Annotated in this window: 18 protein-coding genes; 11 read left to right on the top strand and 7 right to left on the bottom strand. The window is 68.7% G+C overall.

The window, feature by feature from the left end; translation table 11 throughout:
* Positions 1-8: 8 nt before the first annotated feature.
* The 4 genes from ACQP0U_RS20655 to ACQP0U_RS20640 all read left to right on the top strand — a co-directional run bounded on the left by ACQP0U_RS20655 (position 9) and on the right by ACQP0U_RS20640 (position 3,935).
* Complete coding sequence (locus ACQP0U_RS20655; protein ID WP_124778215.1) at positions 9-284, top strand: HPr family phosphocarrier protein; 276 nt, start codon at positions 9-11, stop codon at positions 282-284.
* Positions 277-1,950, top strand: a complete 1,674-nt coding sequence (gene ptsP, locus ACQP0U_RS20650; RefSeq protein ID WP_433309461.1) for a phosphoenolpyruvate--protein phosphotransferase — start codon at positions 277-279, stop codon at positions 1,948-1,950. Before ACQP0U_RS20655 ends, ptsP begins: the two co-directional genes overlap by 8 nt.
* 369 nt (positions 1,951-2,319) lie before the next feature.
* A complete protein-coding gene (locus ACQP0U_RS20645; protein WP_433309458.1) occupies positions 2,320-2,691 on the top strand; it encodes a hypothetical protein in 372 nt (123 codons plus the stop codon).
* On the top strand, positions 2,682-3,935 hold the full coding sequence (locus tag ACQP0U_RS20640) for a DUF6357 family protein (RefSeq protein WP_433309456.1): 1,254 nt from the start codon (positions 2,682-2,684) through the stop codon (positions 3,933-3,935). Before ACQP0U_RS20645 ends, ACQP0U_RS20640 begins: the two co-directional genes overlap by 10 nt.
* A gap of 44 nt (positions 3,936-3,979) precedes the next feature.
* Here ACQP0U_RS20640 and ACQP0U_RS20635 read toward each other — a convergent pair whose 3' ends face one another.
* From ACQP0U_RS20635 to ACQP0U_RS20605, 7 genes are all read right to left on the bottom strand, one after another.
* Entirely contained in the window at positions 3,980-5,233 is a 1,254-nt protein-coding gene (locus ACQP0U_RS20635; RefSeq protein ID WP_433309454.1) for an iron-containing alcohol dehydrogenase, read from the bottom strand.
* Positions 5,234-5,371: 138 nt separating this feature from the next.
* The gene (locus ACQP0U_RS20630; RefSeq protein WP_433309451.1) at positions 5,372-6,832 is read right to left on the bottom strand and encodes an NAD-dependent succinate-semialdehyde dehydrogenase; all 1,461 of its coding nucleotides are present in this window, start codon (positions 6,830-6,832) and stop codon (positions 5,372-5,374) included.
* Positions 6,833-7,006: 174 nt separating this feature from the next.
* Positions 7,007-8,083: an ABC transporter ATP-binding protein gene (locus tag ACQP0U_RS20625; protein ID WP_433309449.1), complete on the bottom strand. Its 1,077-nt coding sequence runs from the start codon at positions 8,081-8,083 to the stop codon at positions 7,007-7,009.
* Entirely contained in the window at positions 8,083-9,150 is a 1,068-nt protein-coding gene (locus ACQP0U_RS20620) for an ABC transporter ATP-binding protein (RefSeq protein ID WP_433309446.1), read from the bottom strand. Before ACQP0U_RS20620 ends, ACQP0U_RS20625 begins: the two co-directional genes overlap by 1 nt.
* Positions 9,150-10,061: a carbohydrate ABC transporter permease gene (locus tag ACQP0U_RS20615; protein WP_433309443.1), complete on the bottom strand. Its 912-nt coding sequence runs from the start codon at positions 10,059-10,061 to the stop codon at positions 9,150-9,152. Before ACQP0U_RS20615 ends, ACQP0U_RS20620 begins: the two co-directional genes overlap by 1 nt.
* Positions 10,061-10,927 carry a carbohydrate ABC transporter permease gene (locus ACQP0U_RS20610; protein ID WP_433309440.1) on the bottom strand — a complete coding sequence of 289 codons (867 nt, stop codon included), beginning with the start codon at positions 10,925-10,927 and terminating at the stop codon, positions 10,061-10,063. Before ACQP0U_RS20610 ends, ACQP0U_RS20615 begins: the two co-directional genes overlap by 1 nt.
* An 80-nt stretch (positions 10,928-11,007) precedes the next feature.
* Positions 11,008-12,441, bottom strand: a complete 1,434-nt coding sequence (locus ACQP0U_RS20605) for a sugar ABC transporter substrate-binding protein (RefSeq protein ID WP_433309437.1) — start codon at positions 12,439-12,441, stop codon at positions 11,008-11,010.
* Positions 12,442-12,808: 367 nt separating this feature from the next.
* Between ACQP0U_RS20605 and ACQP0U_RS20600 the strand changes: the two genes are divergently transcribed.
* The 7 genes from ACQP0U_RS20600 to ACQP0U_RS20570 all read left to right on the top strand — a co-directional run bounded on the left by ACQP0U_RS20600 (position 12,809) and on the right by ACQP0U_RS20570 (position 19,510).
* Positions 12,809-13,552 carry a GntR family transcriptional regulator gene (locus tag ACQP0U_RS20600; RefSeq protein WP_433309434.1) on the top strand — a complete coding sequence of 248 codons (744 nt, stop codon included), beginning with the start codon at positions 12,809-12,811 and terminating at the stop codon, positions 13,550-13,552.
* Positions 13,553-13,642: 90 nt separating this feature from the next.
* Positions 13,643-14,212 (top strand): DJ-1/PfpI family protein, encoded by a 570-nt coding sequence (locus ACQP0U_RS20595; protein ID WP_433309432.1) that lies wholly within the window; start codon positions 13,643-13,645, stop codon positions 14,210-14,212.
* Positions 14,213-14,231: 19 nt separating this feature from the next.
* Entirely contained in the window at positions 14,232-15,056 is an 825-nt protein-coding gene (locus ACQP0U_RS20590; RefSeq protein WP_433309429.1) for an alpha/beta fold hydrolase, read from the top strand.
* A gap of 310 nt (positions 15,057-15,366) precedes the next feature.
* Positions 15,367-16,125: an SDR family NAD(P)-dependent oxidoreductase gene (locus ACQP0U_RS20585; protein ID WP_433309426.1), complete on the top strand. Its 759-nt coding sequence runs from the start codon at positions 15,367-15,369 to the stop codon at positions 16,123-16,125.
* Positions 16,126-16,222: 97 nt separating this feature from the next.
* A complete protein-coding gene (locus ACQP0U_RS20580) occupies positions 16,223-17,122 on the top strand; it encodes an AraC family transcriptional regulator (protein WP_433309424.1) in 900 nt (299 codons plus the stop codon).
* Positions 17,123-17,243: 121 nt separating this feature from the next.
* Positions 17,244-18,473: a trypsin-like serine peptidase gene (locus tag ACQP0U_RS20575; RefSeq protein WP_433309421.1), complete on the top strand. Its 1,230-nt coding sequence runs from the start codon at positions 17,244-17,246 to the stop codon at positions 18,471-18,473.
* Between the two features lie 263 nt (positions 18,474-18,736).
* Positions 18,737-19,510 (top strand): hypothetical protein, encoded by a 774-nt coding sequence (locus ACQP0U_RS20570; protein ID WP_433309418.1) that lies wholly within the window; start codon positions 18,737-18,739, stop codon positions 19,508-19,510.
* The last annotated feature ends 106 nt before the right edge of the window (positions 19,511-19,616 follow it).

The raw sequence follows: 19,616 nt of genomic DNA, 5'->3' as shown, positions 1-19,616 counted from the left end.
AGGATCCGTTGCCCACCAGAACAGTCCTCGTCGGCTCCGCCAGCGGGCTGCACGCCCGCCCGGCGGCGCTGTTCGTCGCCGAGGCGGCGAAGCAGCCGGTGCTGGTCACCATCCGCACCGGCGACAAGAAACCCGTTCCGGCCCGCAGCATGCTCGCCGTGCTGTCGCTCGGCGCCAAGAAGGGCACCGAGGTCACCCTGGAGGCCGACGGCGACGACGCGCAGGCCGCCGTCGACACACTGGCCGACCTCCTCGAACGTGACCTGGACGCCGTCGATGCGTGAACTGCGGGGGATCGGGGCCAGCCCCGGTGCTGCGGCGGGGCCGGTCTACCGGCTGGCCCCGCCTCCGTCCCTGCCGCCGTTGGTGGAGCCCGTTGACCCCGACGCCGAGAAGACCACCGTCCGGGCCGCGGTCCTCGCCGTCGCCGCCGACCTGACCCGTCGCGCCGACACCGCCCTGGACGCGACCGCCGCCGAGGTCCTGCGCGCGCAGGTCATGATGGCGCAGGACGAGACGCTCATCGACGCCGCCGACATCGCCATCGACGGCGGCTCGGACGCGCCGCACGCGATCACCGACGTGCTCGCCGAGCACCGGGCCGCCTTCCAAGCCGCAGGCGGGTACCTCGCCGAGCGGGTCAGCGACCTCGACGACCTGCGGGACCGCCTCGTCGCGGCGTGCCTGGGGCAGCCGATGCCAGGCGTGCCGGACCCTGGCCATCCGTACCTGCTCATCGCCCGCGACCTGGCGCCCGCCGACACCGCCGGCCTCGAACCGGCCCTGGTGCTGGGCCTGGTCACGGCCGAGGGCGGACCGACCAGCCACACCGCGATCCTGGCCCGGACACTCGGTATCCCGGCCGTGGTCCGCTGCGCGGACATCCTGGACCTGACCGACGGCGCGTTGGCCAGTCTCGACGGCGCGAGCGGCGTCGTGGTGGCCGGCGTCTCCGCGGAGACGGTGACCACTGTGAACGCTGACCGGCTCGCGGAGATCGAACGCCGCGCCCGCTCCCAGGGCCCCGGGCGGACCGCGGACGGCCACCCCGTCGCGCTACTGGCCAACATCGGCTCCGCCCGCGACCTCACCAGCGACGTCGAAGGCGTGGGCCTGTTCCGTACCGAAATGCTCTACCTCGACCGCAGCGACCCGCCGTCGCACGAGGAGCAGGTTGCCGCATATCGCGACGTCTTTGCCGCGCTGCCCGGCCGCAAGATCGTCGTGCGTACCCTCGACGCCGGCGCCGACAAGCCGCTGCAGTTCCTACGTCTGGCCGACGAACCCAACCCTGCGCTGGGCATCCGCGGTCTGCGGGTCGCGCGGCAGACACCTGCGGTGCTTACCACGCAGCTGGCCGCGATCGCGGCGGCGGCTGCGGCGGCGGACGCCGACGTGTGGGTGATGGCGCCGATGGTCGCCACGGCGGCGGAGGCGGCCGCGTTCACTGAATCCTGCCGCGAGCACGGCCTGCCGACCGCCGGCGTGATGATCGAGGTGCCGGCCGCGGCCCTGCGCGCCCGCCAGGTGCTGCGCCACGTGGACTTCCTCAGCATCGGCACCAACGACCTCAGCCAGTACACGTTCGCCGCTGACCGCATGTGCGGCGACCTCGCCGAACTGCTCGACCCGTGGCAGCCCGCGCTGATCGCGCTCCTCGCCTCCTGCGCGGCAGCCGGCGTCGAGGCGGGCAAGCCAGTCGGTGTGTGTGGAGAGTCCGCAGCGGATCCCGACTTCGCCCTGGTACTGGCAGGCCTGGGCATCACCAGCCTGTCCATGGCCCCCCGCAGCATCCCGGCGGTGCGCGAGTCCCTGGCCGCGCACACCCTGAACGAGTGCCGCCAGATCGCCGAGGCGGCCCTGGCCGCACCCAGCCCGGAGGCAGCCCGGGCGGCGGCGGCCGACGCTTCGCGCCTGCTCCGGTACGGCGACGGCGCAACCGTGCGGTGAGCCGGTCACGGTCACCAACGGGTCCGCGGGCGTGTCGCTCTGATCCACTACGCTGGTGGCGCTTTCACACGTCAACGAAGGACGCACATGGCCCGCCCCTACAGTCCCGGACCGAAGCAGTTCGTCTTCGCTGCCGGTGATGGCAACGATCAACAGGTCTCGGTGGGCGACCCTCAGGAAGCCTATGTGGCGTTCTCCGCGTTCTTCCGGGGTCGAGCGTCTGACACCTACACCATCAGGGACGAACCGGCGGGGCAGAGTCTGGTGCTCATGCCCCGTCGGGGTGTGATCTCCCGGATCAGGGATGCCGACCAACCTCGGTCGGAACACCTCCGGGTCGACAGGGCCAACCGCTACCTTCCGAGCGCGATGCTGTTCTTCGAGAACGGATATGCCGGCCTCGACTACTTCGGCCAGTGGTTCTCCGACCTCTCTGCCCTCGACGCGTCACCGGAGACCCGTGGTGCCGCCCGCGCCGCCACAATCACGACGGAAGCGGCGGCGATCGGAGAGGTCGCCCGGATCTGGGCGAATTCCGGCATCGTCGACCCGAGCGACGAGTACTACGTCTTCTTCGACTCGCATGGCGTCGACGATGACCGAGCCGAACGAGCCGAACTGCTCCAGTTGATCGAGTTCCTCGGTCTCGAACGGGTCGACGCCCCCGCCGGGGCCGCCGGTGGCGAAGTCTGGGTGCGCACCGACCCGCGCCTCGCCGTCGAATGTGCACGGTGGTCGTGAACATCGTCTTCACGCGTAGCAGCGGCTGGGTCCCGAAGGTGATCCGCGAGGACGGCGAGCTGAAGCTGATGCTCGCCGCGGGGGCCGACGCCAACCATGACCCTCGCACGTTCATGTTCCCGATCAAAGAAGCCCATCTCGCGGTGATCCGGGACGACCTGGCCCGACACCTGCTGCTGTGGAGTGCGGTCCTTCCGCTGTGCGACGCCGCCGGCACCCGGGGCCGGCTCGACGAGAACGCTGCCGTCGCGCTCCTGGACCCGGTCCTGCTCTCCCCGCCCGCGGACGTCGACGCGCTCTTCCAGCGCATCAGGTGGGACCGGACCCGGCTCGTTGCCCATGGCGCCGACATCGCGCTCCTTGAGCGCGGTCAGGTCTGCGCGGCGATGCGTGCCGCGACGGAGGGGTCGAACGAGAAGCGTGCCCAGGAGTATCACGCGGACCGCCGTCGCGCCGAGCGCGCAGTGGTCCTCGGGCCACTCGACGCGGCGATTCTGAGGTACACGGGCCAGTATCTGCATGGCGCGGCGATTCCACGGCGGAGCCCCGACGCCGTCGACCCCGCGCTGCTGCCCCAGGTTCTGCGGGTGATCGCCATCGCGGAGCAGGCGTGCGCCGGGATGCGGATCGGGCTCGATCCTCGGCGGGGACACCGGGCCACGGACAAGCGCGGCTGGGATCGGATGGCGGCGACGGTCGACGCGGCCGTGCGCCGCGCGTACCCCGAACTTGTCGACGACGCGGTGCGGACGGTGAGCTTCCTGATGTGCTCGGAGGCCGCGGACCGCGCCCGGAGTGCGCCCGTCGACGACGAGGGGGTTGCCGCCGACCTCGGTGAGAGCGCGAGAAAGACGGCCCTGTCGTTCACCGATGACAAGGGTGGCGAGAAGAAGTGGCTACTTGACGGTCCTCGCACTGCCTCGGCCGAGTTCTGGGAGTTCGTCGCCGATCGCTCTGCCGCGGACAACGAGGTGTTCACCATCGAGGACGAGGAGCTGGGGGAGGGGATCCAACTCCACTTCTACGCGGACTCGGTCGCCCGGATCACGACGGTGCGACACGGGGACGCCGGGTCGGATCCGCAGCACCGGGTCGAGTACGGCCTTGTCGACGGGATCGACGGGTACCGGAACCTGGTGAGCGCCTTCGTCCGCGGCGGCTGCGCCGCACTCGACCAGCACGGTCCCTGGATGTCGGATGTCGCCGAGTTCGAGCGTGCGCGTCGTCGGCGCGACGCCCGGTAGGCCCAGAGGGAATCCCGCACCCGGGTGGGGCGGGGAACTCGTCGTCACGGGAAAGGCCTGTCACTGTCTCTGCTCGGCGTCAGGACGTGTCGGCTCCGGTTGCCGGTCCAGGCCGCTTCGAGGATCGCGGTCAGGCTGGCGGTGTCGGTCGGGCCCGGATGGTTCTGGACCAAGCGGGTGACGCCACTGGCCATCTCCGCGAAGCGCGGCAGGTCGGCGCGTGCCACGCCGATGTCCGCCAAGGTGGGAGGGATACCGATGTCGGCAAGGAGCACGTCGAGCCAGGCGAGGAACGCATCCGCGGCCTCGGCATCCGAGGCGTCGGTCACGTCGAGCCCGCACACCCCGGCCAGGATGGCCAACCGGTCGCTGATGGCATCCCTGGCCGCGTCCAGCGCGTAGGGCAGGAGCAGCCCGACGCCCAGGCCGTGCGGCGTGTGCGTGGCCGCGCCGATGGGGTACTGGAGAGCGTGCGGGGCGGCGTTGCCAGCGTGGGAGAACGCGAGCCCGGCGAGCATGGACCCGTAGGACATGTCCGCGCGGGCCTCCGTGTCGCCTCCGTTGCGGACAGCACGACGCAGGCTGCGCGCGATCCGCTCCGCGGCCAGGAGCGCATAGTGGTCGGTGATCGGGTTGCGGCCGAGGAACACCTGCTCCACCGGGTCGCGCGGTCCGTGGGCCCGGGGTCGCGCGGTGTAGCTCTCCACCGCGTGGCAGAACGCGTCGATGCCGGAGTGGGCGGTGACGGTCGCAGGGCAGGTGTAGGTGAGTTCGGGGTCGACGATGGCGAAGTCGGGCACGATGTGGACGCTGGAAACGCCCACCTTCAGCTCGCGGTCCGGGTCGGTCAACACCGACACGGGTGTGAGCTCCGAGCCGGTGCCTGACGTCGTCGGGACCGCGACGAGAGGCATCGTCGGCCCCGGCACCTTCGACTCACCGTAGAAGTCGCGCGGCGACCCACCGTGACGCCGGATGACGCCGACGATCTTGGCGAGGTCGATCACCGTGCCACCCCCGATGGCGAGGATCACGTCGGCGTCCACCCCGGCGGCGACCGAGACGGCCAGGTCGACATCGGCGAGTGGCACGTCTGGAGTCGCGTCGGAGAACACCTCGACGACTCTGACCTTCTCCCGCACGGCGGCCACGATCTCGGCCACGCCCGGCTGCCCCAGAAGAACCCGGTCGGTCACGATGAGGACTCGCGAGCCACTCTCGGCCACCACTCGTGGGATGTTCTGCGCGACCCCTTCGCCCACTATCAGCTGGCGTGGTCCGCGGACGGTCTCAAGCATGTCTGTGCCTCTCCGGAACGTCGGCGGCGATGTGCTGGGGGGACGTCCAGGTCACCTGCGAGGCCGGGACGGCGTCGGCAAGGTTGGCCGCCCGGGTGGCGCAGGCGCACGTGCCGGGCGCCCGGAACAGTAGGCCGGTCACGGTAGGTCGATCGCCACGTACGTGAGGTCGAGGTACTCGAGGATGCCCTCGTGCGACCCCTCCCTGCCGATCCCGGACTGCTTCACGCCTCCGAACGGAGCTGACGGGTCCGATATCAGACCACGGTTGATGCCGAGCATCCCCGTCTCCAGCCCCTCGGTGAACCGGAGCGCCCGCTGGAGATCACGGGTGAAGATGTATCCGACCAGGCCGTGCTCGGTGTCGTTGGCCTTCGCCATCACCTCGTCGTCGGACGTGAACGAGATGATCGGCGCCACCGGGCCGAAGATCTCCGTCTCCAGCATCCGCGCATCGTCGGGCACGTCGACGAGGACCGTGGGCGGGTAGAAGTGGCCCGGCCCATCCGGACGCTTGCCACCCATCAGGACTCGGGCACCGCGATCGACCGCGTCGGCGACGAGTTCGTCGATCGTGGTGACCGAGGCTTCGTCGATCAACGCTCCGACGTCGACGCCGTCGTCGAGACCATGGCCCACCGAAAGCGCGCCCATCCGCTCGGCGAAGCGCGTCGTGAACTCCTCGCGTACCGGCTCCTCGACGTAGATCCGGTTGGCCGCGATGCAGGACTCCCCGATGTTGCGCATCTTGGCCACCATGGCACCGTCGAGCGCGACGTCCAGGTCGGCGTCGGCACACACGATCAGGGCCGCGTTGCCGCCCAGTTCCATGGAGGTGCGCAGCACGTTGTCCGCAGCCTGTCGGAGCAGCACGCGTCCGACCTCGGTCGACCCGGTGAAGGAGAGCTTGCGGGTCCGGCCGTCGGCCAGCAGTGCGGAGACCACCGCGCCGGACCGCTTGGTGGTCACCACGTTGACGACGCCCGGGGGAACGCCGACCTCCTCCATGATGCGGGCCAGGAGCAGCATGGTGAGTGGCGTCTGGGCCGCTGGCTTGGTGATCGTCGTGCAGCCCGCGGCCAGCGCGGGAGCGATCTTGCGGGCGCCCATGGCCAACGGAAAGTTCCAGGGCGTCACGAAGACGCACGGTCCGACCGGCTTCGGCACGGTGAGGATGCGATATCCCCCTGTGGGAGCGGTGCTGTAGCGCCCCTCGACGCGTACCGCCTCCTCGGCGAACCAACGGAAGAACTCGGCGCCGTAGGCCACCTCTGCCCGAGCCTCGGCGAGCGGCTTGCCCATCTCCAGCGTTATCAGCCGGGCGATCTCCTCGGAGCGCTCGGTCAGTGCCCGGTACGTCGCTGTCAACAACTCCGACCGTTTCCGCGGCGGGGTCGCCGCCCACCCCGCCATTGCCTGGCTCGCCGCGTCCAGAGCGGCGAGCCCGTCAACGACGTCGGCGTCCGCCACCTCGGCGATGGTCCTGCCGGTGGCCGGGTCCTCGACGGCAAAGGTGGCTCCGCCTGCGGCGTCGCGCCAGGCGTCGCCAATCCGGAGCCGCCGGTGTTCGGGGGCCAGGACGTTCATCGGGTCACTCATCGCGTCGCCTCCTGTGATCCTCTTGGTGATGTCCGGCGTGCCTCAGCGATCGCGCTGTGCGCGTACACGGACGGGTCACACGCCCTCGTCGGGGGCAGGGTCGCCGAGCGGGTCGAGTGTGGCCCTGGCCCGGTCTGCAGGGCGGGCGCATGGTGCCGTCACCGCCCGGCGCGGTTACCGTCCGGCCTCGGACAGCGACAGCCCCGTGCCCGCGTCGAACAGGTGCGCACGGTCCAGGTCGACTGTGACGAGCAGACGTTCGCCCGGCGTACCGGTGACTGTGGGTCGCGCCTTGACCTTGACGATCTCCGTCCCCACTCGGACGTCGACCACCGTTCGGTCACCGAGCGGCTCAAGCCCGTAGAGCTCACCCGACAACGACGCGCTCCCACGCTGCTCGACGGACAGGTCCTCGGCGCGCAGGCCCAGCAGAAGCGCGCGACCGTCCTCAGCCGTGGTCCAGCGGGGCCGCGGCAGCGTCCAGCCTTCCGCACCGATCAGACGATCACCCTCGGCGTGGCAGGCGAGCAGGCTGATCGGCGGGCTCCCGACGAATCCCGCGACCCACTTGTTGGCCGGACGCTCGTACACCTCGGTCGGCGTGCCGACCTGTTGCACCTTCCCCTCCTTGAGGACCGCGACCTGGTCGGCCATGGACAGGGCCTCGACCTGGTCGTTGGTCACGTAGACGAAGGTTGCCCCGAGGCTGCGGTGGATGCGGGTGAGTTCCGTGCGCATCTCGACGCGGAGCTTGAGGTCGAGGTTCGTCAGCGGCTCGTCCATGAGAAACGCGCGCGGGCTGCGGACCAGCGCCCGGGCCAGGGCGACGCGCTGCATCTCACCGCCCGACAACTGCGCGGGACGACGCTGCAGCAGACGTTCGATGTGCAGCAGGCTCGACATCTGCTCGACGGCAGCGGCGATCTCGCTCGAAGAACGCCGGCGTGCCCGCAGCGGCGAGGCGATGTTCTCGTACACAGTGTGTCGCGGGTAGAGGGCGTAGCTCTGGAAGACCATGGCCAGGTCGCGTGCGGCCGGGGCGTCACCTGTCGCGTCCCTTCCATTCAGGTGCACCGACCCGGCGTCAAGCTTCTCAAGGCCGGCGATCGCTCGCAGGGTCGTCGTCTTGCCTGCCCCGGAGGGTCCGAGCACGACGAAGAACGAGCCGTCCGGCACGTCCAGCGTCACCCCGTCCAGGGCCTGGACCTTGCCGAAGGACTTGCACAGCCCGTGCGCTGCCACGGTTCCCATCAGGCCACCAGCTCTTCCGTGCGCACGTCGTAGACCGCCGGGGTCCCGCCGGTGTGCCGCAACCCGACTCGTTCGTCAGCGGCGAAACGGACAGTCGGTGGCATCCGAACCCGTACGTCGCGCTGGCCGCTGTGGTCGACCACGTAGATGATCTCGTCGCCCAGCCACTCCGCCGAGACCACGCGAGCCGGGACCGAACCCTCCGCCCCTGGCGCGGTGACCTCCAGCGCCTCCGGCCGGACGCCTGCGACCAGGCGCCGGTCGCGCGGCAGGCCTGGCGGCGGCGTGAGGACCAGTCCGCCCTGACCGTGCAGCTTCCCGTCGGCCACCTCCATCTCGATCAGGTTCATCGGCGGCGAGCCGATGAAGGCGGCGCAGAAGAGACTCGCCGGGCGGTCGTAGACCTCCAGCGGCGTGCCGATCTGCTCGACGCGGCCCTTGTTCAGGATCGCGATGCGGTGACCGAGCGACATCGCCTCGACCTGGTCGTGGGTGACGTAGACCATCGTCGCCCCCAGCTCCCCCTGCAGGTGCTTGATCTCCGTGCGCATGTCCGCCCTCAGCTCCGCGTCCAGATTGGTGAGAGGTTCGTCCATGAGGAAGGCGCGTGGTCGCCGCACCAGGGCGCGGGCAAGCGCGACACGCTGCTGCTCCCCGCCGGACAGCTGGCGCGGTCGCCGGTTCAGGAGCGGACCGAGCCGCATCAGCCGTGCGGCCTCGTCGACCCGCGCGTGCACCTCCTGCTTGGGCAGTCCCTCGGCCCGCAGTGGGAACGCCAGGTTGTCGCGGGTTCGCAGATGCGGGTAGAGGGCGTAGAACTGGAACACCATGGCGATGTCGCGCTCGGCGGGCGGCAGGTCGTTGACCAGCGTGTCGCCGATGCGGATGTCGCCCGTCGTCTGCCTCTCCAGGCCGGCTATGGCCCGCAGCGTGGTCGTCTTGCCGCAGCCCGAAGGGCCGAGCATCACGAACAGTTCGCCGTGGCCGATGGACAGGTCCACGCGGTCAACCGCGACCGTCCCGTCCGGGTAGCGCTTGTGCAGGGCGGTCACCTCGATGCCTGCCATCAGCGTCGCACCGCCCCGAGCGTCACACCGGCGATGAGGTGCCTGCGCACCAGGTACGCGAAGACGAGCACCGGAAGGGCGAACACCACGGAGGCGGCGGCCACGAGACCCCAGTCAGTGGTGGTGCCGCCGATGAGGCCGGCGATGGCGGGTGGGGCGGTCCGGACGCTGTCGCTGGAGGTGAGGAAGGTGGCGAACACGAACTCGTTCCACGAGAAGATGAGTGCGAAGACCGCCGTCGCGGCGATGCCGGGCACGAGCAGGGGAAGGGTGAATCGCCGGAACGCCTGCAGGCGGGTGTAGCCGTCGAGCATGGCGGCATCCTCGTACTCCGCGGGCACCTCGTCGACGAACCCCTTCATCATCCAGATCGTGAACGGGACGTTGAACGCGGTGTAGATGAGGATTAGGCCGAGCTTGTTGTCGATGAGCCCGACCTGGCGGTACATGAGGAAGATCGGGATAACGACCACCACGGGCGGCATGAAGCGGGTGGACAGGATGAAGAACAGTTGGTCCTTCTTGGCCTTCACGGCGAAGCGTGAGTAGGCCCAGGCCGCCGGGACCCCCAGCACGGTGGCCAGCACTGTGGAGACGCCGGCGACCACGACGGAGTTGAGGAACGAGGTGGACAGGGCCGTACGACCGCCGTCGGGCGCGACGAACACGTCCTTGTAGTGGTCCAGGGTGACAGTGAAGTCAAAGAACTTGGCGGGGATAGCGTAGACGTCCCGGTTCTCCTTGATGGACGTCTCGATCATCCACAGCACCGGAAAGAGCATCACGACGGCCAGCAGGGTCAGCAGCGCGACCTCCAGCACGGAGCGGCCCCGGCCGCCGAGGCGGCGCGCGGGGGCCGTGTGATCCCGGGCAGGACCTGTGGACACGGCCTCGTCGACGGAGACGGCCATCAGCCCTCCTTGAGCTTGTTCAGGTAGCGCAGGTAGAACTGCGTGAGGACGATGACGACGAGGACCATGAGGATCCCGTACGCCGAAGCGGTTCCGGTGTTGAAGCCGAGGAACGCGACCTTGTAGACGTGGAAGGACAACGTCTCGGTGGAGACACCCGGACCACCGTTGGTGAGGATGTAGACGAGGTCGAACAGTCGGAACGCCTCGATGGCCCTGAACATCACGGCAATGAGCAGCAGTGGCCACACCAGCGGAAGAGTGATGGTGCGGAACCGGAACCACTCGGACGCCCGGTCGATCGAGGCGGCCTCGTAGAGGTACTTGGGAACCGCGGTAAGGCCCGCGAGCGCGATGAGCATGATGAACGGCGTCCACTGCCAGGTGTCGACCACGACCAGGGAGATCAGTGCCGTTCGCTGCCGGGTGAGCCACTCCACCTGCCCCAGGCCGACCGAGCCGAGCAGGCTGTTGACCACGCCGAACTGCGCGTCGAGCATGAATCGCCAGAACAGCCCGACCACGACCGGCGACAGCATCATCGGGACCAGGAACAGAGTGGTCAGCAGCCCCCGCCCATGCGTGCGCCGTGAGATCAGGTAGGCGATGCCGAAACCGAGCACGGTCTGCAGGCCGACCGCGCCGACCACGTAGATCAACGTCGTCAGGGCCCTCGTGTGGACCTGCGCCGACGTCAGGATGGCGGTGTAGTTCCCGAACCCGATGAAATTGGCGGGCCCACCGCGGGTGGCCGAATAGTCGGTGAAGGACAGGTACAACGCCCACAGCAACGGGAACACCGACATGGCGAGCAACAGCAGCATCGCGGGGGAGATGAAGGTGACGGCGAGCCAGCGGTCGCTCAACCGGCGGGACCGACCCGGTGCAGGTGGCGTCGCGGACGCCACCTGCCCGGGGTGATCGGTCGTCAGAGGGGCGGCGTCACTCACAGTCCGCCGCCACCCTTGCGGTTGCTCGAGTCGAGCACGCTCTGCTGCTCCTTGGCGATGTCGTCGAGCGCATCCTTCGGATTCTTCGCGCCGTTGAGAGCCGCGTTCACGTTGGTGTTCTCAATTTCGACGAGGCGCGCGTACTCGGGCACGTTCCACATGTCCCGCATCCGCGGAACCGAGTCGGTGTACACCTGGTTGAACGGCCCGGCGTTGAGGAACTCGGGCGACTCCAGGGCGTCCGTACGCGATGGCACACCACCGGCCGCGGCCCACTTCTTCTGGACGTCGGCCTGCTCGAACCACTTCATGAAGTTCAGGGCCTCGGCCTGGTTCGCCTTGGAGGAGTAGGCCGACACGTGCATGCCCATACCGCCGAGGGGGACCAGGTTCGTCTTCTGGCTCGGCAGTGTGGCGAAGCCCAACTTGTCGAGAATCTGCTCCCGGGTGGTGCCGAGCGTCGACTGCTTCGGATCAAGCAGGCCGCCGCTCGCGGCGATCCAGTTGAACGCGATGCAGGCCTTGCCCTGGGCGACCGCCGCGTTCACCTCGTCGATGAACCAGTTGCCGGAGCCCTTGGCGGTCAACGGCTTCATCTTGTTGACCAGGACGTCCATCGCCTCCTGGCCCGCAGCGTCGTTGAGGACGCCGTCGATCTTGCGGTTCTTGGGGTCCCAGAGGTTGCCGCCGTAGACGCCGTTGACCGTGTTGTAGGTGACGGCCGCGGCGTCGGAGCCGTTGGCCTGGTGGAAGGCCAGCCCGCTGACGCCGGGGTTGTCCGCCTGGCACTTCTCGGCGGCTGAGATCATCTGGTCCCAGGTCTGCGGTGGCTTGTCGCCGATCAGGTCCTTGCGGTAGATCATCGTCCAGGTGTCGCCGAGCAGCGGCAGTCCGTACAGGCTGGCGTTCTCGTCGCGCTTGCCGGTCTCCGCCTGGGGGAACTGGCCGTAGGCCGCCAGAAGGTAAGGGTTGTAGGCAGTGACGTCGATGTTCTCCTTGACGAAGTCGGTGAGGTCGAGGATGTTGCCGTTCGTCACGGCCTCGCCGATGTGTTGCGAGTCCAGGATCGCGATGTCGAAGTCGGTCTTGCGCGCGGCGAACTGGGTGAACATCGCGTCGTGCCAGTTCGCGTTCGGCACGGTGTTGACCTTGATGGTCGCGTTCGGCCGCTCTTTCTTGTACTCCGCGTTCGCGAAGGCTTCCAGTGCTTGGGCGGGGGGCCAGTCGAACCAGATGAAGCTGAGGGTCAGCGGGTCCTTGGTGAGCTCCGGGATGGTCGCCGGTGCCTTGGGGGCGCTCGCCTTCCCGCCGTCGTCCTTGCCCTCGCCGCAAGCCGTCACGGTCGCGGCCACCAGCAGCATGGCCGCCGTCGCCAGCCGTACTTTCCGGGAGGGAACGGACATTGTTCCTATTCGCTTCGGATAGCCCATTGTTATGCCTGCTCTCTGGGTGGGAACTTCTAGAACCTCGCTATGTGCTTCGCCGAGCAGTTGCTGGGTTCTTCAGGCGTGTCGCCGGGCCGGCGCGGGGGTCGACCCGCAGGTTGGCGTCACGAGTGCGCCGCGATGTACTGGATCTTCATGCTGCGGCCCGGTGACGAACCGGGCGGGACGTCGAGCATGATCATGGGAGCTCCAGGTGATCGAAGTAGAGCGATGGCGGGCGGTTCCGCGATGGTGCAGGATGGCGGTCGTCCGTCACTTTTCCTATACGATCCAGTGGGGGCGTCAGCATGCCGCAGTGTTGTGACTGATGTCAATAGGTTCGCGAAGGCGCAGGAAGGGACCTCACGTCACGATGGACGACGAAGCGATGATCGCGCGGGGCCGCAGGGCCGTGACGGGCGGAATGCCGCCGGGTAGATCCGGCGGCCGGCTTGCCGACGAGGTGTACGACACGCTGCTCGGACAGCTGATGTCGCTACGGATCGAGCCTGGCTCCCGCGTCACGATCGACGTCCTGGCGCGTGAGCTGGGGGTCTCGCAGACGCCGATCAGAGACGCTCTGAACCGGATGGAGGCCGAGGGCCTGGTCGTGCGTGTGCCCCATGCCGGCTACCGCATTCCTCCCCAGATCACCCGTCACCGATTCGAGGACATGCTCGAGGTCCGCCTGCTCCTCGAGCCGGCCGCGGCGCGGAGATCCGCCGAACGCGCGTCCGCGGAGCAGGTGGCCGGTCTGCGACGAATGCTGGAGGAGATGGCGGAGCTGGAGGGGGGCAACGAGCCCATGGCCTACGGCGCCTTCGGGCTGCGCGACGCCGCTTTTCACGATCTCGTCGCCCTGAGCGCGGAGAACCAGGTCATTCGCGAGACGCTGGCTCGCCTGCACAGCCACGTGCACCTCTTCCGCCTTCACCACGACACCCAGGTCACCCACCTGGCCATGGCCGAGCACGAGGACGTCGTGGCCGCGATCGCCGCCCGTGACCCCGACGCCGCCGCCTACGCGATGCGTCGGCACATCCTGCGGTCAGGCGAGCGTTTCCGCCGATTCTTCGACGAGATTGAGGGCGCGGACGAGGTGGCGGCAGAGGCTTGACGGGCAGCCTGGGCCGAGGAATGCTAACTCAATTCAGATCGGATCGGATTGGATCCACCTCACCCGCCCCCCAGATGCGAGGAGAAGCAGGTGCCCAGAGCGCTGCTCCTGACCGGCGACGCCGCCGAGGAGCTCGACACCATGTATCCCTACTATCGCGTGCAGGAGGGCGGCTGGGACGTCGACGTCTCGTCACGGACGATGCGTGACGTGCAACTGGTCATCCACGAGTTCGACCCCAACTCCGACGCCTACGTGGAGAAGAACGGCCGGAAGCTGCCGGTCGACGTGCCCTGGGCCGAGGTCGACGTCGAGCGCTACGACGCCCTCATCATCCCCGGCGGACGTGCCCCCGAATGGATCCGGGTCGACGCCGACGTCAGGCGCATCACCGAGCACTTCTTCGCGCGCAACCTCCCCATCGCGCTGGTGTGCCACGGCGCGCAGGTACCAGCGGTGTACGGGCTGCTGAAGGGCCGAAAGACGGCGTGCTTCCCGCCCATCACCGGTGACATGGAGAACGCGGGCGCGACGGTCATCGACGCTCCCGACGTCGTGGACGGCAACCTCGTCTCCTGCCGGGGCTGGCCCGACATGCCGCAGTTCGGCAGGGCGATGATGGAGCTCTTTTCGAAGTCCGTGAACCCCGCATCGGCATGAGCACACCCGGCCTGCCCCGGTGACGACACTTCGGACCGTCACAGTCGACGGCGCCCCCGTCCACGTCCTGGAGAGCGGCGGCACCGGACCCGCGGTGCTGATGCTGCACGGCTCCGGACCTGGCACGACCGGGTCCGGAGCCTGGGCCGCGACGGCGCAGGCGCTGGGCACGTCCTGGCACCTGCTGGCTCCTGACCAGGCGGGGTTCGGCCGTACGCCTGTTCCGGCGGGCTCCCGGGGTGGGCTCCGGCTGTGGACGGAGCAGGCCGCGGGGCTGATGGATGCTCTCGGTATAGAGCACTACGCCGTGGTGGGTCACTCCATGGGCGGTGCCGTGGCGCTGGCGTTGGCGGCCGCGCGCCCCCAGCAGGTCACCCGTGTCGTGGCGGTCTCGACGATGGGCGCCCCCGGGGCGCCGCTGTCCGCCGAGCTCGAGGCGATCTGGGCCGCCCCCGCCGGCCCGCCCGGGGCACGAGACATGCTGAGTCGCCTCGTCCTCGACCAGGCGCTCGTGACCGACTCGGCCGTCGACGCCCGGGCGGCCGCGATGCGAGCGGGGGCTGCCGCATTCGCGTCGTTGTTCCCCCCACCCAGGGCACGATGGGTCGACGAACTCACCCTCTCGGCGCAGACGCTGGCAGCGATCCGCGCGCCCGTGCTGCTCGTCCACGGCGCCGAGGACCGAGTCACCCCGCTCGGGACGGCCGCCCAGCCCCTGCTCGAGCACCTGGCCGATGTCCGTCTGCACGTGCTCGGCCGATGCGGGCACGTGCCGGCGATCGAGCACCCGCACGAGTTCAGGCAACTGCTGTCGTGCTTCCTCCGCCCGGACCGAGGTCACTGACGCAGCCGTTCGTCGTCGAAGGCGATCTCGATCAGCGGGCTGCCAGGGACATCCCGGCGGATCCTTGCACGATCCTGCCCACGCGCAGGCGCAGCGGGCGACGAGCCGGGCAGTCACGCAACGGCCGACGCGTTCCTGCGCGGCGGGCAGTGGCGGGGGCGCGGCTGACACGGCCCATGCCCCGGCCATCCAAGAGGATTGGGCAAGAGGCGAAGAGGATCATTCTTTTCGCGGGCCCGGCACAGCGGTCTCCTGGAAGGGACACACTCCCACGGATTCTGACGAATCCTCAGGCCCCAGGAGGCAGACCATGAAGGTAGCCGTCGTCACCGGTGCAAGCTCCGGCATCGGCCAGAGCGCCGCCCTGCAGATCGCCCGGCGCGGTGCCGGCGTCATCCTGACCTACAGCTCGAACGAACAGGGTGCCAAGGACACCGTCGCGAGGATCGAGCAGCAGGGCGGCACCGCCGTGGCGCTGCACCTGGATCTCGGCGACACGGCGGGGTTCACCGTCTTCCGGGAGACCGTTGCCGAGGTGCTGCGCGAGACCTTCCAGCGGCACTCCTTCGACCACCTGGTCAACAACGCCGGATTCGCCGGCATGGCGATGATCGAGGACACCCGCGAGGAGGAGTTCGACAGGCTCACGGACGGCCTGTTCAAGGGGCCGTTCTTCCTCACCCAGGCACTGCTGCCGCTCCTCGCCGATGGCGGCGCCATCGTCAACCTGACCAGCAACTCCACGCTGCCCCAGGTGACCGCGCCCGGATACTCCGTCTACGCGGCTCTCAAGGGCGCCGTGGCGGTGCTCACCCGCTACATGGCCAAGGAGTTCGGTCCCCGCGGCATCCGCGTGAACTCGGTCGCACCGGGGGCCACCGTCACCCGCTTCGCCGACGACGCGTTCAGCAAGAACCCGCAGATCATCCCGGAACTGGCGAAGACCTTCACTCTCGGACGCGTCGGCGAGCCCGACGACATCGGCATGGTCATCGCCATGTTGGTCTCCGAGGAAGGCCGGTGGATCACCGCCCAGGACATCGAAGTCTCCGGTGGCCAGAACCTCTGAGCTACTCCTGCTGTGGGCTGAGGACCACGCCAAGGGACATCTGCCCAATCCTGCTTATGCAGCGGCCCCGCCTAGAGGTTGGTGCAAGACTGGAACCATGTCTGCCCTGGACGAAATGCGCGAGCTTCTCAACCGGCATGCGCGACCCGACATGAGCACGGCGATCGACGGCATCCGGGTATGCAGGTTCACCCATCCGAATGCTTCCGCGGCCGGGATGTCCGGCACCGTGCTCGCAGTCATCGCCCAGGGCGGCAAACGCCTCGCCCTGGGCGAGCGCCTCTACGAGTACGGGCCCGGCGAGTACCTGATCGCCTCTGCCGACCTCCCCGTTACCGGCCATGTCCTGGAGACCGGGCAGCCCACCCTCGGCTTCGGCATGACTCTCGCTCCCTCGGCCCTTGCCGAACTCCTCCTGGAAGCCGACCCCCGGGACCTGCCGGCCACCCCACGCACCGCCGCACCCGGCATTGCCGTCTCCACGGCCCCACCCGCACTGCTGGACGCCATCGTGCGCCTGCTGCGGCTGCTCGAGCAGCCGGCGGACCGCAAGATCCTCGCCCCCATGGTCAAGCGGGAGATCCTCTGGCATCTCCTGCGTGGTGAGCAGGGAGTCGCCATCCGCCAGCTCGGTCTCGTCGACAGCGGACTGGCCCACATCAACCGGGCCGTTCGACAGATCCGGGAGAACTACGCCACCGCCTTCCGCGTGGAGGACCTGGCGGAGATCGCCGGCATGAGCGTCTCGGCGTTCCACCGCAACTTCCAGACCGTCACCGGGATGAGCCCCATCCAGTTCCAGAAACGCATTCGCCTGCAAGAAGCCCGTCTCCTGCTCGCCAGCCGCCCCTCAGACATCACAGGTGTGGGCCTTAGCGTCGGCTACGACAGCCCCTCCCAGTTCAGCCGTGAGTACCGCCGGATGTTCGGCACACCGCCCAGCAAGGACACCCAACTCCGCACTCCGCCGGCAGAACTCGTCACCGCGCTGCCCTGAGCGCGCGACTCGTCAGGCGCGACAGGCAGCTATGACATAGATGGGATTACATATCTAGAGCGATCTCAGGTATGAAGGCCGAAGGCACGTCTCGGTGCTGAATCCTGAGAAGGAGCGACAGATGAAACATGCCCTGCGCCGCCTACGAATGGGGGCGGTCGCGCTCGCTGCCTGCACACTTGGGCTGAGCCTCCTGTCGGTACCCGCCGCCGAGGCGTACTCGGTTGCCCCTCTCGCGCCACGGTCCGAGCGGGCACCGGAATCGAACCAGTTTGCGGCAGAGGGTGTGACCACGATCGGTGAACTCCGCACCGTCGACAGCTCCCTGTCCTACGCCCCCAACGGCGGGACGCAGATCATTCAGCACCCCGGTGCCACCTACGTCAAGGTGCACTTCAGCTCACTGCGACTGGCCCAGGGCGACTACGTCACCGTGTCGAGCCGCGACGGCAAGGAGAGCCACCGCTACGACCGCCACCTGAACCGGGCGACCGGTTCGGACTACACCACCGACGGACAGCCGGGCTTCTGGGCGATGTCGGTGGAGGGCGACACGGCCGTGGTGACTCTGCACACCAACCGCCCCTCACGGGGCAGCGCCGCCACCATTGACCGGTTCTGGCGCGGATACGACCGCACGGAGATCGCGGCACACAACTTCTCCACCCAGTCCGTGTGCAGCACCGACGCCCGACGGGACGTGGTCTGCTACCAGAGCAGCCACCCGACCGAGTACGCCCGCGGCAGGGCGGTGGCGCGGCTGCTGATCAGCGGCGGTGGACTGTGCACCACCTGGCGGGTCGGCAACACCAACCGGATGCTGACGAACAAGCACTGCTTCTCGACGCAGTCCGCCGTCAGCGGCAGCGAGATGCAGTTCAACTACCAGTGCGCCACCTGCGGCGGCGCGAATCCCGGCGCCGGTACCAAGGTCAGCGGTGCCACCCTCTACAAGGTGAGCAGCGGCGGCTCCAACCAGCTGGATTACACCCTGTTCTCGGTCAACAACTTCGCCGCCATCCAGGGATTCGGCACGTTGTACCTGGCAACCACCGCCACCAGCAACGGCACCCGGATCTACGTCCCCGGGCACGGCGACGGCAGCGCGAAGCGGCTGTCGATCTTCGAGGACACCCAGAATGGCGCGACCTGCGCCGTCCGGAATGCGAACTACAACACCTGGAACATCAGTTACAGCTGTGACACCTCCGGCGGCAACTCGGGTTCACCTGTGCTGAACGCCAGCCACCGTGTGGTCGCCCTGCACCACCTGGGCGGTTGTCCGTCGAACCAGGGCGCGAAGGCGCACCTGATCTACAACGAGATCGCCAGCCTGATCGACAACGGCTGAGGCCTGGGCCCAGCGCCACATCTCAGCCTTCGATAGGGCAAGTGACCGGCTGCCGGCCGACCGAAGCCAGCGTCGTCACATACAATGACGCTCGTCTATGTGGCCGGAGCTGGTATGTGTGTGCCGGAACAGCTCGGATCGCTGCGGCGCGGTTACCACCGCGCCGCAGCGGTGCGAGCGGGAGCACCTCAGCGTCGGACGGCCGGAGGTTTTCTGCTGGCCCGGCCCCTGTGGTGAGGGACCAGCCGTCTTGGAGGATGACGATGCGCAGCTTTCTCGCGGTGTTCAGCGCCGCCCTGATCCTCGGCGCCGCAGTCGGCAGCGTTCCGGCCGGTGCGTCAGGGGCCTCCACGCCCTCGTGCCCCCGTGGCCTGCTCTTCTGTGAGGACTTCGAGCGACTGCCTCCCGGGGGTCCCAGCACGTTGAACTGGGGCGTCGACACCCGCCACGGGACGCTCACTGTCGAACGTGCCCGCCGTGGCAACCAGGTGCTGCACATCCACACGGTGGACAACGGACGTGCCTTCCTGCGCGTCGACGACTTCGCCGCGCCGGGCAACCGCTTCTACGGCCGGATGCGTCTGCGCGTCGATGCCTTCCCGACAGCCCCGGACTGGGCGCACTTCACGCTTGTGGAAGCGACCGGCACCGGCAGCGCCGAGGTCGTTCGTCCGGTCGGTGGCCAGTACGCGCCCACGGTCCCCGGGACCTTCTGGGGAGTTGGCGCCGACGGCGGCCCGACCGGCGACTGGACCAACTGGCGGGAGTCCGCCCCGGTCGTTGAGGACACCTGGCAGTGCTTCGAGTGGAAGATCGACGCGGCGGACAACCGCGTCGCGGTGTGGATCGACGGCGTGGCGAACCCGGAGCTGACCGCCTCGACGAACGACCACGGTGGCAACGACGTTCCCTTCGTCCTGCCGACGGTCGACACGGTGAAGGTCGGCTGGCAGCTTTACCAGGGCGGCACCACACCTGGTGAGTTTGACCTCTGGATTGACGACATCGCCCTGTCGAGTAAGCGGCTCGGCTGCTGATCGGGAGCCCGGCGGCTCAGGGGCTCTCGACACCTGTGGTCGTGATGTCAGTCCCGTTGGCGCCGACCGATGAGGACGACGGTTGGTGCCGGCCGTGGCCGGCCGG

The sequence above is a fragment of the Micromonospora sp. CA-269861 genome (genome assembly GCF_050948505.1).
In the GTDB taxonomy this organism is placed as follows: Bacteria; Actinomycetota; Actinomycetes; order Mycobacteriales; family Micromonosporaceae; genus Micromonospora.
This window is presented reverse-complemented; position numbering and strand designations above follow the sequence as displayed.

Coding starts and splice junctions, on each gene's coding strand:
- ptsP (WP_433309461.1), top strand. CDS start 277: ATGCGTGAACTGCGGGGGATCGGGGCCAGCCCCGGTGCTGCGGCGGGG.
- ACQP0U_RS20645 (WP_433309458.1), top strand. CDS start 2,320: ATGCTGTTCTTCGAGAACGGATATGCCGGCCTCGACTACTTCGGCCAG.
- ACQP0U_RS20635 (WP_433309454.1), bottom strand. CDS start 5,233: ATGCTTGAGACCGTCCGCGGACCACGCCAGCTGATAGTGGGCGAAGGG.
- ACQP0U_RS20630 (WP_433309451.1), bottom strand. CDS start 6,832: ATGAGTGACCCGATGAACGTCCTGGCCCCCGAACACCGGCGGCTCCGG.
- ACQP0U_RS20625 (WP_433309449.1), bottom strand. CDS start 8,083: ATGGGAACCGTGGCAGCGCACGGGCTGTGCAAGTCCTTCGGCAAGGTC.
- ACQP0U_RS20620 (WP_433309446.1), bottom strand. CDS start 9,150: ATGGCAGGCATCGAGGTGACCGCCCTGCACAAGCGCTACCCGGACGGG.
- ACQP0U_RS20615 (WP_433309443.1), bottom strand. CDS start 10,061: ATGGCCGTCTCCGTCGACGAGGCCGTGTCCACAGGTCCTGCCCGGGAT.
- ACQP0U_RS20605 (WP_433309437.1), bottom strand. CDS start 12,441: ATGGGCTATCCGAAGCGAATAGGAACAATGTCCGTTCCCTCCCGGAAA.
- ACQP0U_RS20600 (WP_433309434.1), top strand. CDS start 12,809: ATGGACGACGAAGCGATGATCGCGCGGGGCCGCAGGGCCGTGACGGGC.
- ACQP0U_RS20585 (WP_433309426.1), top strand. CDS start 15,367: ATGAAGGTAGCCGTCGTCACCGGTGCAAGCTCCGGCATCGGCCAGAGC.
- ACQP0U_RS20580 (WP_433309424.1), top strand. CDS start 16,223: ATGTCTGCCCTGGACGAAATGCGCGAGCTTCTCAACCGGCATGCGCGA.
- ACQP0U_RS20575 (WP_433309421.1), top strand. CDS start 17,244: ATGAAACATGCCCTGCGCCGCCTACGAATGGGGGCGGTCGCGCTCGCT.
- ACQP0U_RS20570 (WP_433309418.1), top strand. CDS start 18,737: ATGCGCAGCTTTCTCGCGGTGTTCAGCGCCGCCCTGATCCTCGGCGCC.